The 14,862-nt window shown below is 64.0% G+C and carries 15 protein-coding genes; 11 read left to right on the top strand and 4 right to left on the bottom strand.

Going from position 1 to position 14,862, the window contains the following annotated elements:
• Positions 1–11: 11 nt before the first annotated feature.
• A complete protein-coding gene (locus tag SxD43FB_RS02410; RefSeq protein ID WP_096060838.1) occupies positions 12–1,292 on the bottom strand; it encodes an N-acetylmuramoyl-L-alanine amidase in 1,281 nt (426 codons plus the stop codon).
• A 526-nt stretch (positions 1,293–1,818) separates the two neighbouring features.
• On the opposite strand from SxD43FB_RS02410, the gene SxD43FB_RS02405 reads away from it, so the two are divergent.
• From SxD43FB_RS02405 to SxD43FB_RS02355, 11 genes are all read left to right on the top strand, one after another.
• Complete coding sequence (locus SxD43FB_RS02405; RefSeq protein ID WP_217988769.1) at positions 1,819–4,494, top strand: ribonuclease E/G; 2,676 nt, start codon at positions 1,819–1,821, stop codon at positions 4,492–4,494.
• 164 nt (positions 4,495–4,658) lie between these two features.
• On the top strand, positions 4,659–6,008 hold the full coding sequence (locus SxD43FB_RS02400) for a M48 family metalloprotease (protein ID WP_037473505.1): 1,350 nt from the start codon (positions 4,659–4,661) through the stop codon (positions 6,006–6,008).
• A 2-nt stretch (positions 6,009–6,010) separates the two neighbouring features.
• Complete coding sequence (locus SxD43FB_RS02395; RefSeq protein WP_096060836.1) at positions 6,011–6,778, top strand: DsbA family protein; 768 nt, start codon at positions 6,011–6,013, stop codon at positions 6,776–6,778.
• Between the two features lie 141 nt (positions 6,779–6,919).
• Complete coding sequence (rpmH, locus tag SxD43FB_RS02390) at positions 6,920–7,054, top strand: 50S ribosomal protein L34 (protein ID WP_006959075.1); 135 nt, start codon at positions 6,920–6,922, stop codon at positions 7,052–7,054.
• A gap of 32 nt (positions 7,055–7,086) precedes the next feature.
• Complete coding sequence (gene rnpA / locus SxD43FB_RS02385) at positions 7,087–7,503, top strand: ribonuclease P protein component (RefSeq protein ID WP_096060835.1); 417 nt, start codon at positions 7,087–7,089, stop codon at positions 7,501–7,503.
• Positions 7,500–7,712 carry a membrane protein insertion efficiency factor YidD gene (gene yidD, locus SxD43FB_RS02380; protein ID WP_043150905.1) on the top strand — a complete coding sequence of 71 codons (213 nt, stop codon included), beginning with the start codon at positions 7,500–7,502 and terminating at the stop codon, positions 7,710–7,712. The genes rnpA and yidD overlap by 4 nt, the downstream gene beginning before the upstream one ends.
• Positions 7,713–7,744: 32 nt before the next feature.
• Positions 7,745–9,448: a membrane protein insertase YidC gene (yidC, locus tag SxD43FB_RS02375; RefSeq protein ID WP_096060834.1), complete on the top strand. Its 1,704-nt coding sequence runs from the start codon at positions 7,745–7,747 to the stop codon at positions 9,446–9,448.
• 147 nt (positions 9,449–9,595) lie between these two features.
• A complete protein-coding gene (gene yihA / locus SxD43FB_RS02370; protein ID WP_096060833.1) occupies positions 9,596–10,243 on the top strand; it encodes a ribosome biogenesis GTP-binding protein YihA/YsxC in 648 nt (215 codons plus the stop codon).
• A gap of 113 nt (positions 10,244–10,356) precedes the next feature.
• Complete coding sequence (prfB, locus tag SxD43FB_RS02365) at positions 10,357–11,484, top strand: peptide chain release factor 2 (protein WP_096060832.1); 1,128 nt, start codon at positions 10,357–10,359, stop codon at positions 11,482–11,484.
• Positions 11,484–12,206 (top strand): methyltransferase domain-containing protein, encoded by a 723-nt coding sequence (locus SxD43FB_RS02360; protein WP_096060831.1) that lies wholly within the window; start codon positions 11,484–11,486, stop codon positions 12,204–12,206. Before prfB ends, SxD43FB_RS02360 begins: the two co-directional genes overlap by 1 nt.
• An 83-nt stretch (positions 12,207–12,289) precedes the next feature.
• Positions 12,290–12,586, top strand: coding sequence for a PilZ domain-containing protein (locus tag SxD43FB_RS02355; protein WP_255245579.1), 297 nt, complete (start codon positions 12,290–12,292; stop codon positions 12,584–12,586).
• On the opposite strand, the gene SxD43FB_RS25100 is transcribed toward SxD43FB_RS02355, so the two are convergent.
• The 3 genes from SxD43FB_RS25100 to SxD43FB_RS02345 form a co-directional block, all read right to left on the bottom strand.
• Positions 12,583–12,738 carry a hypothetical protein gene (locus SxD43FB_RS25100; RefSeq protein WP_176482654.1) on the bottom strand — a complete coding sequence of 52 codons (156 nt, stop codon included), beginning with the start codon at positions 12,736–12,738 and terminating at the stop codon, positions 12,583–12,585. The genes SxD43FB_RS02355 and SxD43FB_RS25100 overlap by 4 nt on opposite strands.
• Positions 12,739–12,756: 18 nt before the next feature.
• Positions 12,757–13,467 carry a hypothetical protein gene (locus tag SxD43FB_RS02350; protein ID WP_096060829.1) on the bottom strand — a complete coding sequence of 237 codons (711 nt, stop codon included), beginning with the start codon at positions 13,465–13,467 and terminating at the stop codon, positions 12,757–12,759.
• 103 nt (positions 13,468–13,570) lie between these two features.
• Complete coding sequence (locus SxD43FB_RS02345) at positions 13,571–14,794, bottom strand: toxic anion resistance protein (protein ID WP_037473514.1); 1,224 nt, start codon at positions 14,792–14,794, stop codon at positions 13,571–13,573.
• Between the last annotated feature and the right edge of the window lie 68 nt (positions 14,795–14,862).

Here is a 14,862-nt window from a genome sequence, read left to right as displayed (position 1 = left end):
GGGCGATGGGCTTACCCGCCCGCTGTGCCGCTCCGCATCGCCAGCTTCCGCGCAAAATGGACCTCGATCGCGCGGGCCACGCCGCGCGCGATCTTCGACTGGCCTTCGCGTGATGACAGAAACGCCGCGTCGTCGGCATTGCTGATATAGCCGGTCTCGAACAGGATCGAGGGCGTATCCGGCGCTTTGAGCACCATCAGCGACGCGAAACGATGATAGCTGCTGCGGAACGGCACATAGGGCGCGGCTTCACGCTGGAGCAACCGGGCGAAGCTCGCCGAGATATTGAGCGATTCGCGCTGGGTCAGGTCGATCAGGATTGAGGACACGTCGCCCGACTGGCCGCCCAGATTGACGCCATTGATGATGTCGGCCTTGTTTTCGCGCGCTGCCAGCCGTGCCGCCTCGCGGTCGGACGCGGTTTCCGACAGGGTATAGACGGTCGCGCCCTGCGCCTGCGTATTCTCCGCCGCGTCGGCATGGATGGAGATGAACAGGTCGGCGCCGAGTTTGCGCGCGATGCCATAGCGTTCCTGCAGAATCAGATATTTGTCATCGTCGCGGGTCAGCGCGACGCGCACCCGGCCCGATTTGACGAGCTGGTCGCGGATCGCCTGCGCGATCGCCAGCGTCACATCCTTTTCGCGCTTGCCCATGTCGGTGTTGATCGCACCCGGATCATGGCCGCCATGGCCAGCGTCGATCACCACCAGCGGCCGTGCGCCATCGCGCGACCCTTCGACTGAGGGCAGCGAGACGCCGCGTGCCGCCGCCGGGATCGGCACAGTGATCGAATGGAGGCGCTTTTGCGGGCGGGCCGCCATCTCGGCCGGCGCGTCGAAGCGCATGCGGCCCTTGCCCACTTCGCTGCGAAAGCGGCTGTCGGTCACGCCCTGCAGCGCGAAGCTCAGCGATTTGCCATCGGCGGCGATCTGTGCCTGGTCGAGCGTGGCGGGGCTGACGAGGTCCAGCACCACCCGCGCCGTGTCGTCGCTTAGCTGCCCCTGTCGCACGGCTGACACCGCGCTGCTGGCGGGGGCGAAATGGCCGCGTCCGACCTGCGCACCATCGATATCCAGCGCGATCCGGCGCGGCGCGTCCAGCAGGAAGGCCGACGCGCCATTCACGCGATCGTCGAAGCGGACAACAACCCGGTCATTCTGCACGAAGACACCGGAAATACCACCGGCGCTGCCGGGAACCGACAGGGCGATCGTGCTTGCCAGGGCAAGGCTCAGAAACATGTACCGCTTGTGCAACGCAGCCCAGTCAGCCGTCCAGCCAAATTTCATGCTGTTTACATCCGTCCAGCGTCCCCACGCTAAAGACCGGATTAAGCATCGCCGCCTTGGATTCGGTAAAATGAGAGAGTTAACAGCATTTTCAGCATGAAGCGGCAGAAGGGGCGTGGCGGAGGGTGTCCGCGACATAATATTTCCTGCAACCGTTGCTCCCTACCGCTTTGGCTGCTACCCATTCACATTCCTGCAATGTCCGTCTTTTCCATACGGCGCGGCGCAGGCCCAAGAAGACGGCAGGTTGGCGCGATCCGCGCCGCCGCGCCGATGTTATGAACAGGTTGACGCTGCATGAGGCATGAATTTCCATCCACGCTGACCCCGGCAACGGGCGTCGCGGCGTGGTTGGTTCGGCCCGGCGCCATGTCCGGCCCTGCCGACGCAGCAGACGCGCAGTTTTTCCATCTAACCCGGACGATGCCGACATCCGCGCCCTTACCGGCGCGCAGGCGGCCGTCCCTTCACTATCGCATGGTGGCCCGGCCCAGCGCCGTCGACCGCCATCGCCGGAGAATCATAAATGACAATGCGTATGCTGATCGACGCGCGCCACCGGGAAGAAACCCGTGTCGCGGTCGTCAAAGGTAACCGGATCGAAGAATTCGACTTCGAATCCTCCGAGCACAAGCAGCTCAAGGGCAATATCTATCTGGCCAAGGTGACGCGGGTCGAACCCTCGCTCCAGGCGGCCTTTGTCGATTATGGCGGCAACCGCCACGGCTTCCTCGCTTTCAGCGAAATCCACCCCGACTATTATCAGATCCCGCGCGAAGATCGCGAAGCCCTGCTGCGCGAAGAGCGCGAGCATGCCGAAGAAGAGGCCGCGTTGCGCGCCGACTTCGACGATGAGGACGAGGATGGCGAGGGCGTCGAGATCGTCGAAGCGACGCATCATCATGACGATGATGAAGATAGCGCACCCGAAGGCGAAGCGGCCGAGGGCGAGGCGTCCGAAGGCGGTCGTCCGAACCGGGGCCGTCGCGGCAAGCCCGGCGATGATGCCGCCGAGGAACTGCGCCGCAAGCGCATGGCGCTGCGCCGCCGCTACAAGATTCAGGACGTCATCAAGCGCCGCCAGGTGCTGCTGGTCCAGGTCGTCAAGGAAGAGCGCGGCAATAAGGGCGCGGCGCTGACCACCTATTTGTCGCTCGCCGGTCGCTATTGCGTGCTGATGCCGAACACCAGCCATGGCGGCGGTATTTCGCGCAAGATCAGCAACGCGGCCGACCGCAAGCGGCTGAAGACGATCATCGCCGAAATGGCGCTGCCGTCGTCCATGGGCTGCATCGTCCGCACCGCCGGGCTTCAGCGCACCAAGCCGGAAATCAAGCGCGACTTCGACTATCTCGCCCGCCTGTGGGACGAGATTCGCGAAAAGACGCTGCAGGCCGCTGCGCCTGAACTGATCCACAATGACAGTGACCTCATCAAGCGGGCGATCCGCGATATCTACAATAAGGATATCGAAGAAGTCATCGTCGAGGGCGAGGAAGGCTATCGCGCCGCTAAGGATTTCATGCGCCTGCTGATGCCGAGCCATGTGCGTCGCGTGAAGCAATATGCCGACCCGGTATCGCTGTTCCAGCGCGCCAGCGTCGAAGATCAGCTGGCCGCCATGTACAACCCGGTCGTGCAACTGAAATCGGGTGGCTATCTGGTCATCAACCCGACCGAAGCCTTGGTGTCGATCGACATCAACTCCGGCCGCTCGACCCGTGAACATGGCATCGAACAGACCGCCGTCGCCACCAACCTGGAAGCCGCGCGCGAAATTGCGCGCCAGTTGCGCCTGCGCGACATGGCGGGCCTCGTCGTCATCGACTTTATCGACATGGAGAATAACTCCAACATCCGTAAGGTCGAGAAGGCGATGAAGGAAGCGCTGCGCGATGATCGCGCCCGCATCCAGGTCGGCCGCATTTCGGGCTTCGGCCTCATGGAAATGAGCCGTCAGCGCCTGCGCACCGGCGTGCTGGAAGCCTCGACCCGCCAATGCCCGCATTGCGAAGGCACCGGTCTTGTCCGCACCGCCTCGTCTGCGGGCCTGTCGGCGTTGCGCATGTTGGAAGAAGAAGCGGCCCGTGGTCGCGGCAACTGCATCACCCTGCGCGCCAGCCAGGAAGCAGCCTTCTACGTCCTCAACAACAAGCGTCGCGAACTGGACGAGATCGAGCAGCGCTATGGCGTGCGGATCGAAATCTTGCCCGATGGCGAAGTCGAGGGTGCGCGCATGTCGGTCGAGGCCAGCGGCCCGCGCCCTGAGCGCGTCGTAAGCTACGCGCCGCTTCCCGAAGACGACGAGGATTTCGACGTCATCGAGGAAGAGGAAGAAGCGGAGGCCGAGGAAGAGGAGGCCGAAGAGCCCGAAACGCCGGCCGAAGCCGCCGATCGCGCCGAACGGGGCGAGGATCGCGAAGGCGGTCGCCGCCGTCGCCGCCGTCGTCGCCGTCGTGGCGGTCCGCGTGAGGATGGCCAGACCGAAGGCACCGCCGAGGGCGAGGGCGCTGTCGAAGGCGATAGCGAAGCCGATGCCGACGCAGAGGGTGAAGCCGAAGCCGAGTCGATCGAAGCCAATGATGGTACCGAAGAGGAAGGCGGCGCCCGTCGTCGCGGTCGTCGTGGTCGTCGTGGTGGTCGTCGCCGTCGCGAAGGTGGTGATGAGACTGTGAACGCGGAAGCCACCGAATCGGCCGACGCCGAGCCGGTCGTGGAAGATGCGCCGGTCGAGCAAGCGCCCGACGAGGAGGCTCCTGCAGAGGAAGCCCCCAAGACTCGCCGCCGTCCCCGTGCCCGCAAGCCCAAGGCTGAAGCCGAAGCGGTCGTAGAGACCGTCGAAGCCCCGGCCGAAGCGGTTGTCGCCGAGGAGGCGCCGGTCGAAGCCCCGGTCAAGCCCAAGCGCACCCGCCGCACCAAGGCGCAGATCGAAGCGGAAGCGGCTGCGGCGGCCGAAGCACCGACTGCCGTCGAAGCCCCCGCCAAGCCCAAGCGCACCCGCCGCAAGAAGGCGGACGCCGTGGCCCAGGATGCCGCACCCGACGCCGCGATTGAGGCACCTGCTCCGGTCGAACCGACACCGGCACCGGTGGCCGAATCGGTCGTCGCTGATGGCGATGCGGCAGAAGCTCAGAGTGACGACGGTCAGAATGAAGACGGCACGCCCCGTCGCGGCTGGTGGCAGCGCACCTTCGGCCAATAAGCCGGACGGGACGCCACCGCCATGAACAAGCGCCGCTGCCTTGCCGGTCCCGACCGGAGCGCAGCGGCGCTTTTCATTCCGCCCCGCTTCACGCGCGGTTCAGGGCGACCATGGCACCGCGCGGCGGTGATGGTCTGCTCTCCTATATGCCACGGTCACCGCTGATGCGGGGCCGGTTGAAACTCGTCGCGCTCGCGGCCCTGGCGCTGACCAGCGTCGCGCGCCCCGCGCTGGCGCAAAGCATCTTGCGCGATGCTGAAACCGAAGCCTTCATGGCGGATATGTCCGCCCCGCTGGTCAAAGCGGCCGGCATGCAGCCGCGCAATGTCGAGATCATGGTCATCAACGACCCTGAAATTAACGCCTTCGTTGCGGGCGGCCAATATGTCTGGGTGCATAGCGGGCTGATCGCGCAGGCGGACAATGTGAACCAGGTGCAGGGCGTGGTCGCGCATGAGCTTGGCCATATTGAGGGCGGGCATATCGTCCGTTTCGGCGAGGGCATGCGTGAGGCGACCGGCGTCACCCTGCTTAGCCTCGTGCTGGGCGCGGCGGCGATCGCCGCGGGCGGCGCGGAAGCGGGCCTGGGCATCATGGGCCTGGGCCAGCAGGCCGCGATGAGCCGGTTCCTCGCCTTTTCCCGCGGCCAGGAAAGCTCGGCGGATCTGGCGGGTGCGCGCTATCTGAGCGCCGCCGGGGTCAGCGGCAAGGGCAGCCTCGAATTCTTCAAGAAGCTGCAAAATCAGGAATATCGCCTCGCGATCCCACAGGACAATAGCTACGGCCGCACCCATCCGCTGTCGGGCGAGCGCATCAATGTGCTGCGCGAAGTCTATACCGTCGACCCGGCATGGGAAAAGCCGGTCGACCCGCAGCTTGAAGCCCGGTTCGAGCGCATCAAGGCCAAGCTCGTTGGCTTCGTGTCCGAACCGACGCAGACATTGATCAAATATCCCGAAAGCGACCAGTCGATTCCGGCCCATTATGCCAGGGCTTATGCCTGGCACAAAAGCGCCTATCCGCAGCGCGCCTTGTACGAGGCCGACGCGCTGCTCGCGGCTGCGCCGAACGACCCCTATTTTCTGGAGCTCAAGGGCCAGATATTGCTCGAAAGCGGCCGTCCCAAGGATGCGGTCGCGCCCTTGCGCGAAGCGGTCAAGCGCACCAACCAGCCGTTGATTTCCGTCCTGCTTGCCCACGCCCTGATCGCGACCGAGGATGAGGCCAATTTCGCCGAAGCCGAAGATGTGCTCCGCATTGCGGTAGCGCGCGACCGGGAAAATCCCTTCGCCTGGTATCAGCTGGGCGTGGTCTATGCCCGCCGTGGTGACACGCCGCGTGCCGCGCTCGCGACGGCGGAACGCTATGCGATGATGGGCCAGCATCCCATGGCGCTGCGCAGCGCCGACGCCGCGATGCAGGGGTTGCAGCAGGGCACGGTTGACTATCTGCGGGCGCAGGATATCGCCATGACCTCGCGCGCGGCGATCGAGCAGCAGCGGAAGAAAAGATAAAGATGACAGACCAGCCCCGGCCCAGCTTTCGCGCGGCCCTTTCCAACAGGACGATCCAGATGACTCTTGGCGCTATCGCCTTTATCGCGGCCGCCGCTGGCACTGCGCTCGCCGTGCAGGCACCCGCGACCGTTGCCGCTACGGATAAAGCAGCGATCGAGAAGATCGTCCATGACTATATTCTCGATCACCCGGAGATCATCCCGCAGGCGATCGAGAAATTGCAGGCCAACCGGATGTCGACCACCATCGCTGACAACCGCGCCGCGCTTGAAAAGCCCTATGCCGGGGCATGGGAAGGCGCGGCCAATGCCGACGTCACCGTGGTCGAATTTTTCGACTATGCTTGCGGCTATTGTCGCGCCTCGCTGCCGGACCTTGCCAAGCTGGTCGCCGCCGATGCCAAGGTGAAGGTCGTCTATCGCGAACTCCCCATCCTGTCGGAAGAAAGCAGCGACGCGGCCAAGGTGTCGTTGCTCGCCGCCGAACGCGGCCAATATATGGCCTATCACAAGGCCATGTATGGCGCGGGCCGGGTGACGCGCGACAGCATCATCGCTGCAGCGGGCAAGGCGGGGATCAGCAAGGCTGACGCCGAAGCCGCCATCGCATCGAGCAAATATGACGCCGAAATCCAGTCCAACATCGCGCTCGCCCAGAAATTGCAGGCCAGCGGCACGCCGACCTTTGTGATCGGTGGCCAGGTGTTGAACGGCGCGGTCGGCTATGATGCGCTCCAGAGCGGCGTCGCCGCCGCGCGCGGGAAATAATCCGACCGCCAAGGGCGCCACGCTCCGCCATTGACTTCCACCCCTCCTTTGCCTATCGGACGCACCCTGACTTGCGGCCGCTGCTTTGGCGGCCCTTTTTTGTCACGCCCGATTCTCTAGTTGTTTTTTGAGGAATGAACGATGAAGCGCACTTTTCAGCCGAGCAATCTGGTTCGGAAGCGCCGTCACGGTTATCGCGCCCGCATGGCGACCCCCGGCGGCCGCAACATCATCCGCGCCCGTCGTGCGCGCGGTCGCAAGAGCCTGAGCGCCTGATCGAAGGGTTGCCTTCGGCTACGCCTGCCATCATGGGCAAGCGGGCCGATTTTCTGGCGGCCAATCGCGGCAAGCGTGCACCCATGCCGGGCTTTGTCCTGCTGGTGCGCGACCGGGCCGATGGCGATCCGGCGATGCGCTTTGGCATCACGGTCACGAAAAAAGTGGGCGGCGCCGTCATCCGTAACCGGATGAAGCGCCGCTTTCGCGTTCTCGCGCGCGAATTGCTGCCGCTCCATGGCTTTGCCGGTGCAGACCATGTGCTGATTGGCCGCGATGGCGGGATCGAGCGCGATTTCACCCTGCTGCGCACCGAATTGCAAAAGGCGCTAGGCAAGATTGCGCGCGCGCCGCAAGCAGGCGATAGCCCGCCGCGCCATGGCGCGCGGACGGGACATGGCCGGGGCAAGGGCGGTGGCAGCGGCGGGGACAGGGGCAAAGTCCCATGATCGGTCGCCTGCTCATCCTGATCGCGCGCGCCTGGCAGCTTGGCCCTTCGCGCATCCTGCCGCCCTCCTGCCGCTTCGCGCCCTCCTGCTCGGAATATGCGATTCTCGCGATCCGCAAATATGGCGCGATCAAGGGTAGCTGGCTGGCGGGCAAGCGGCTAATGCGATGCCACCCATGGGGCGGGTCGGGCTATGACCCGGTTCCCTGACAAAGACACAAGAGACGGCGGAGCCGAATAGCGTGGACGACAAGAAGAATATCATTCTCGCGGTTTTGCTGACCGCAGCGATCCTGTTCGGCTGGCCCTATGTATCGGGCTATTTCTTTCCGGCCGCCAATCCGCCCGTCACCCGGATCGAAGGGGGCAAGACCACCCCGGTCGCCAACCCCGCTGCGGACCCGGCCGCCGACAGCCCCGCCGCGATTCGCGACCGCGCCGTCGTGCTGAAGGAAGGCCCGCGCGTCCCCATCCGCACGCCCAAGCTGGTTGGCTCGATCAACCTCAAGGGCGCGCGCATCGACGATATCGTCCTGCCGACCTACAAGGAAACGATCGCCAAGGATTCCGCCGACGTCCGTCTCTACAGCCCGGCCGGAACGCAGGATGCCTATTTCGCTGGCTTCGGCTGGCAGGGGGAGGGGCTCAAGACCCCGAACAAGGATACGGTCTGGACCGCGCAGGGCAGCGCCTTGACGCCCACCAGCCCCGTCACCCTGACGTGGAACAATGGTGCGGGCCAGCTCTTCGAAATCCGCCTGTCGGTCGATGAAAATTACATGATCACCGCCGCGCAGAAAGTGTCGAACAGCGGCACCGGCACGGTCGGCGTGAAGCCCTATGGCTATATTAGCCGTACCGGCGTGCCAAAGGATCCCGACACCTGGACCATCCATATCGGGCCGATGGGCGTGTTCAACAACGCGGCTAATTACGACGTCAACTATAGTGATCTCGACGAAGGCCCCTCGACCCGCGAGTTTCAGTCGAAGGGTGGCTGGATCGGCTTCACCGACAAATATTGGCTCTCGGCGCTCGTGCCTGGCAAGGATACCGACTTTGCGGGCCAGTTCCGCAAAGGGGCGGGCACCCAGTATCAGGCCGATGTCGCGCTCGGCTCGACCATGCTCGCGCCCGGCAAGGCTGTCACCCAGACCCAGCGCCTGTTCGTCGGTGCCAAGGAAGTCAAAACGCTCCAGGCCTATGAGCGCGATGGCGTGAAGCTGTTCGACCGTGCGATCGACTGGGGCTGGTTCTACTGGTTTGAACAGCCGATCTTCGCGCTGCTCCACTGGCTGTTCGAAACGCTTGGCAATTTCGGCGTCGCCATCATCTGCCTGACCTTCGTGGTCCGCGCGCTGATGTTCCCCGTCGCCCAGCGCCAGTTCGCCAGCATGGCCGCGATGCGCGCGGTGCAGCCCAAGATGAAGCTGCTGCAAGAGAAATATAAGGACGACAAGCCCAAGCTCCAGCAGGAGATGATGGCGCTCTACAAGACGGAAAAGGTCAACCCGCTCGCGGGCTGCCTGCCCATCTTCATCCAGATCCCAATCTTCTTCGCCCTCTACAAAGTGCTGATGCTGACGATCGAAATGCGCCACCAGCCCTTCGTGTTGTGGATCAAGGATCTGTCCGCGCCCGATCCGCTGCATATCCTCAACCTGTTCGGCCTGCTGCCCTTCACCCCGCCATCCTTCCTGGCGATCGGTGTGCTGGCGGTGCTGCTCGGCATTTCGATGTGGTTGCAGTTCAAGCTCAACCCGGCCCAGATGGACCCGATGCAGCAGCAGATCTTCTCGATCATGCCCTGGATGATGATGTTCATCATGGCCCCCTTCGCGGCGGGCCTGCTGGTCTACTGGATCACCAACAACTGCCTGTCGATGGCGCAACAATGGTGGCTCTACAAACGCCATCCTGCGCTCAGCGTGGCGGTCGTAAAATGATATCCTCCCCGGCACGGGGAGGGGGGCCAGCCGAAGGCTGGTGGAGGGGGCAGGCGGTCCATGCTTCCCTTTCATCGTTAGCGCTTGGGGCGCTCCCCCTCCACCGGCTTCGCCGGTCCCCCTCCCCTTGCAGGGGAGGAATGAAAGATGACTGATATGGAAGATCCCGACATCATCGAAGAAGCGCGCAAGGTCTTTTCCGGCCCGATCGCTTTCCTCAAATCCGCGCCCGCGCTGGAATTCCTGCCCGACATGGCAGTGAACGAAGTCGCCTTTGCGGGCCGCTCCAATGTCGGCAAATCCTCGCTGCTCAACGCGCTGACCAACCGCAACACGCTGGCGCGCACGTCGAACACGCCGGGTCGCACGCAGGAGTTGAACTTCTTCGACGTGGGCGAACCGCTGCGCTTCCGCCTCGTGGACATGCCGGGCTATGGCTATGCCAAGGCACCCAAGGACGTCGTGCGCAAATGGAAGTTCCTGGTGAACGACTATCTGCGCGGTCGCGCCGCGCTCAAGCGCACCCTGGTCCTGATCGACAGCCGCCATGGCATTAAGGATGTCGATACCGACATGCTCGACATGCTCGATGGCGCGGCGGTCAGCTACCGCATCATCCTGACCAAGGCGGACAAGATCAAGGCGAGCGAATTGGAACAGGTGTTCGTCGATACGGCCGCCGCGATCCGCAAGCGTCCCGCCGCCCATCCCGACATCATCGCGACGTCGGCGGAAAAAGGCATGGGCATCCCCGAACTGCGTGCCGCCGTGCTGGAAAGCGTGACCCAGGGCTAAGCGCTTGACGAACCGGCCCGGCATCGGGAAGGAAGCGCGCTTCGACAAGCCCGCCGCGACGCGCTAAGGAGCGTGCAGCGTCGGCCGGGCCGCCGTCACTTGGAGATGAGACTATGCGCGCCGAAGCGCAGCAATATATCGATCGTATCGACGCCGCGCTGGACCTGTTGCGCCGCTTCCTCGACTGGGACCGCGCGCTGCGCCGCCTCGACGAGTTGAACGCCCGCGTCGAAGATCCGACGCTGTGGGACAATGCGAAGCTGGCGCAGGAAGTCATGCGCGAACGCACCCGGCTGGACAGCGCGATCGGCGCGACCCGCGCGATCGCCTCTGAAAAGGCGGACAATGCCGAACTCATCGAAATGGCCGAGGCCGAAGGCGATGAGGATATGGTCAACGAAGCCATCGCCTCCTTGAAGGCGTTGGCCGACCGCGCCGATGAGGACAAGATCAAGGCGCTGCTGGCGGGCGAAGCCGATGCCAGCGACACCTATCTCGAAATCCACGCCGGGGCTGGCGGCACCGAAAGCCAGGACTGGGCCGAAATCCTGTCCCGCATGTATCGCCGCTGGGCGGAGCGGCGCGGCTATAAGGTAGAACTGGTCGATTATCAGGCGGGCGATCAGGCGGGCATCAAGTCCGCGACTTTCCTGATCAAGGGCGAAAATGCCTATGGCTATGCCAAGACCGAAAGCGGCGTCCACCGGCTGGTCCGCATAAGCCCCTATGACAGCGCGGCGCGCCGCCATACCAGCTTCTCGTCGGTGTGGGTCTATCCGGTGATCGACGACGATATCGATATCGAGGTCAAGGAAAGCGACCTCAAGATCGATACCTATCGCGCGTCGGGCGCAGGCGGGCAGCACGTCAACACCACCGATTCGGCTGTCCGCATCACCCACGTTCCGTCCGGCATCATCGTCGCGTCACAGAATGACCGGTCGCAGCACAAGAACCGCGCGACCGCGATGAACATGCTTAAAGCCCGGCTCTACGAAGCCGAATTGGCCAAGCGCGAAGCCGTCACGGCAGGCGAATATGCGGCCAAGACGGAGATCGGCTGGGGCCATCAGATCCGCTCCTATGTGCTGCAACCCTATCAGCTGGTGAAGGATTTGCGCACCGGCGTCACCTCGACCGCGCCCGACGATGTTCTCGACGGCGCGCTCGATCCTTTCATGGCCGCTGCGCTGTCGCAAAAGGTGACGGGCGAAAAGGTCGATGTGGAGGATGTCGACTGATGATGCGCCTGGCGCTGGTGGGCATCTCCGTCCTGCTGGCCGCTTGCGACATGCTGTCGCCGGGCGACGGGACCAGGCGCGCCGTCGCCGCCCAGCCTTTTCCCCAGGCCGATCGCCCGGTCGCGCCGATCGTTTCGACCCGCTGGTCCAGCGAGGAAGCGCGCGACCGCGTGCATGAGGCGGAGGATATCATGGACCGGGCGGGCATCCGCCCCGGCATGACCGTGGCCGACATTGGCGCAGGCGAGGGCTATTATACTGTCCGCCTCGCCGCGCGCGTGGGCGCGCAGGGCCGCGTGCTGGCCGAAGACATCATGCCCGAAGTGATCGAAGCACTCTCGCGCCGCATCACCCGCGAAAAATGGGATAATGTCAGCGTCAAGCTGGGCGCGCCCGAAGATCCCCGGCTTCCCGAAAATAGCTTCGACCGGATCATGATGGTGCATATGTATCATGAGATCGCCGAGCCCTATGCCTTCCTGTGGCACCTGTCCCCAGCGTTGAAAAAGGATGGCGAACTGATCGTCGTCGATGCCGATCGACCGACCGACCAGCATGGCACACCGCCGCGCCTGCTTGCCTGCGAACTGGCCGCCATGGGCTTCCGCATGGAAGAACTGATCCCCAAGCCGACCGCAGGCGGCTATTTCGCCCGGTTCCGCCGCATCGCCGCGCGCCCCGATCCAGCCAGTATTGTTCCTTGCGCGCTCAATGACCGATAAAGAGGGTTAATGCCGTCCTGAGGGTTCTTGTTGGGAACGCATCGTCCTCGCCCATGTTATGCTTCCCAACGGGAGGCACAGGATTGCAGGAACATCATTCGCTTGGCGCGGCCCGTCGCGCAACGCGGCTCAAATTGTTCGAGCCGGTTCTGTTACGCGTGCAGGGTTTGCCGGTGCGCGCGCATCTGCTTGACCTGTCGATGACGGGCGCGCTGGCGCATAGCGACAGTCCACCACAGGTCGGCGACCATGTCGTGATCGAAGCGAGCGCGCTGAGTGTGGCGGGGCGGGGCATGTGGGTCCGGGCCAAACGCTTCGGCATCCATTTCGACCTGCCGCTCCCGCAACCGACCGTCGATCGCGTGGTGCGCGGCGACTAGCGCCTGCGCCGCCAGCGCCGGAATAGCGACACCCCCAATAGCCCGCCGCCAACCAGCGCTGCCATCGCGCCACCCGCTGACGCCAGCGCCCAGGCTCCCGCCGCCAGCAGTCCTGTCAGAAAATCGACGATGATTAGCGTGAGGTGGATCATGGGGGAAGGGCGGGAGCCTTACGCCCCCAATTCCTTCGCCTCCTGATATTTCAGTTCCAGAAACCGGTTCTGCGTCGCCAATTTGTTGAGGTCGCCGCTCGCCAATTGCTCGCTCATCCGCGCGATTTCCGCGTCGATGACGCCCAGCCCGTCGATCAACTGCTGTTCGGGCACGCGCCCGTTCCGCTCTTCGCGCCGCATCGGCTGGGGGATGGACTGATAGCCGGTCACCAGTTCGGGCAGATGATCCGACAGCAAGCGGCGCACATCCTGCGCGGCCGGGTCTTGCGGGTCGAGCCGTTCCAGTTGCGGCGCCAACGTCTCCAGCTTGATGCCGATACTGTCGACCAGCGTGATCGCGGGCGCGGGCAGCGCCTTGCGCTGATTTTCCAGCCAGATTTCGGTCTGCAGCGGCAAGGCGGTGAGCGGCGTCTGCGCCAGCGCCTCGGACTTCACCTTCGTCTCCGTTGGCAACAGCGCAATCAGCAATAGCGCGGCGATCATCACACCCAGCGCAATCATCACGCCGGTGGTGCCGAGCGGCAGCACGAACCCTGCGACCAGGCTGCCCAGCAGCACCGCCAGCACAGCCCAGAAGGCATATTTGACCTTGCGCATCAGCCCGGCATTGCGCCGCTGCCGCGCCCGCGCGCTCAGGCTCTGCCCGCGCTCGCTATGACGGCGCAGCACAGCTTCGGCATCGGCCAAGACGCGATCGGACCGGCTCATAGCTGCAACCTCCGTTCGTTTCGAGCGAAGTCGAGAAACGCAGGCATTGCACGAGCCGCTTCTCGACACGCTCGAAGCGAAGGGAGAGGGGGGCAGATCATTCTCACCCCTCGATCGCGCTCAACAGCGAATTATCCACGCGTACATCGCGCGAAGCTTCGGCCTGGCCCTGCGCCCGCGCGATATAGCCCTTGGACTTCTCCACTTCGCCCGACAGCGTGGTCACCGTCGTCTTCATATTTTCTAGCGCCTTCATCTTGAACGCGTCGATATTGTCCATCGTGTCATAGATATTCTGGAACGCCCGTTGCAGCGTTTCGATCGGGATCGTGCTGGACGCAGCCTGCTCGTGGATTTGCGCGGTCTGGCTTTTCAGCAATTCGCCGGTGCGATCGATCATGTTCGCGGTCGTGGTGTTGAGCGCGCTGATCTGCTCCAGCACCAGCCGCTGCCCGGCCAGTGCCTGCGCCACCGTCACAGCCGTCCGCAACGCTGCGACCGTGGTCGTGCTGGCGCGGTCCACGCCCTTGACCAGTTCGATATTATTCTTCTTCACCAGATCGAGCGCCAGATAGCCCTGCACCGTCACCGCCATCTGCGTCAGCAGATCCTGCGTCCGCTGGCGGATGTAGAAGAGCGCGCTTTCGCGGATCGCCTTGGCCTTGGCCGGATCGCTCGAATCCAGCTCCAGCGCCTTGGCCTCCAACCGCGCATCCATCGTCTTGCTGATATGGATCATCTGTTCCAGCCGACCCATGGTCTGCCACATATTCTGCCGCTCCACGTCGATCGCGGCATTATCCTTGATCAGCGTATCCTTGCCGCTGGCCAGCGACCCCAGGATCGCATTGATATGCCCCTGCGCACTTTTATAGCCGTCGAAATAGTCGCGCATCTTGTTGCCGAACGGGATGATCCCGAACAGCTTCTTGGGCGCGAGCAGGTTGCCGCGCTTGCCAGGGTCCAGATCCTCGACCGTGCGGCGCAGTTCGGCGAGGTCCGCGCCGACCTTGGTGTCGCTGTCCATCGCGCGTACCGGGCGATCGAGGAAGCGGTTGCTGTGCCCGGCCGCTTCGGCGATTTCCTTGCGCCCCATATTGGTCAACTGGTCGACCCGCACGCCGAATTCGGGACTGTTGGCATCCTGCGCCACCAGATCGTCGATGAAGGCATCGACCTTCTCGTCCAGCTTGGACTTTTTCGCTTCGTCAATCGGCACCAGCCCGGCCGCCTTGTCGGCCGCGACGACCGGCACCGGGTCGGGCGCGGTCAGGTTCAACATATCGGCGGTCGCGGTCTGGGTCGCGGTGGGCGCAGTCGTAGCCATGCTATCTCCTTGGGTGTCATATCGATATAGAACACCTGCGCTTCAAGGCGCAATCATCACGATGATGA

Source organism: Sphingobium sp. D43FB (assembly GCF_002312805.1).
Lineage (GTDB): Bacteria > Pseudomonadota > Alphaproteobacteria > Sphingomonadales > Sphingomonadaceae > Sphingobium.
This window is presented reverse-complemented; position numbering and strand designations above follow the sequence as displayed.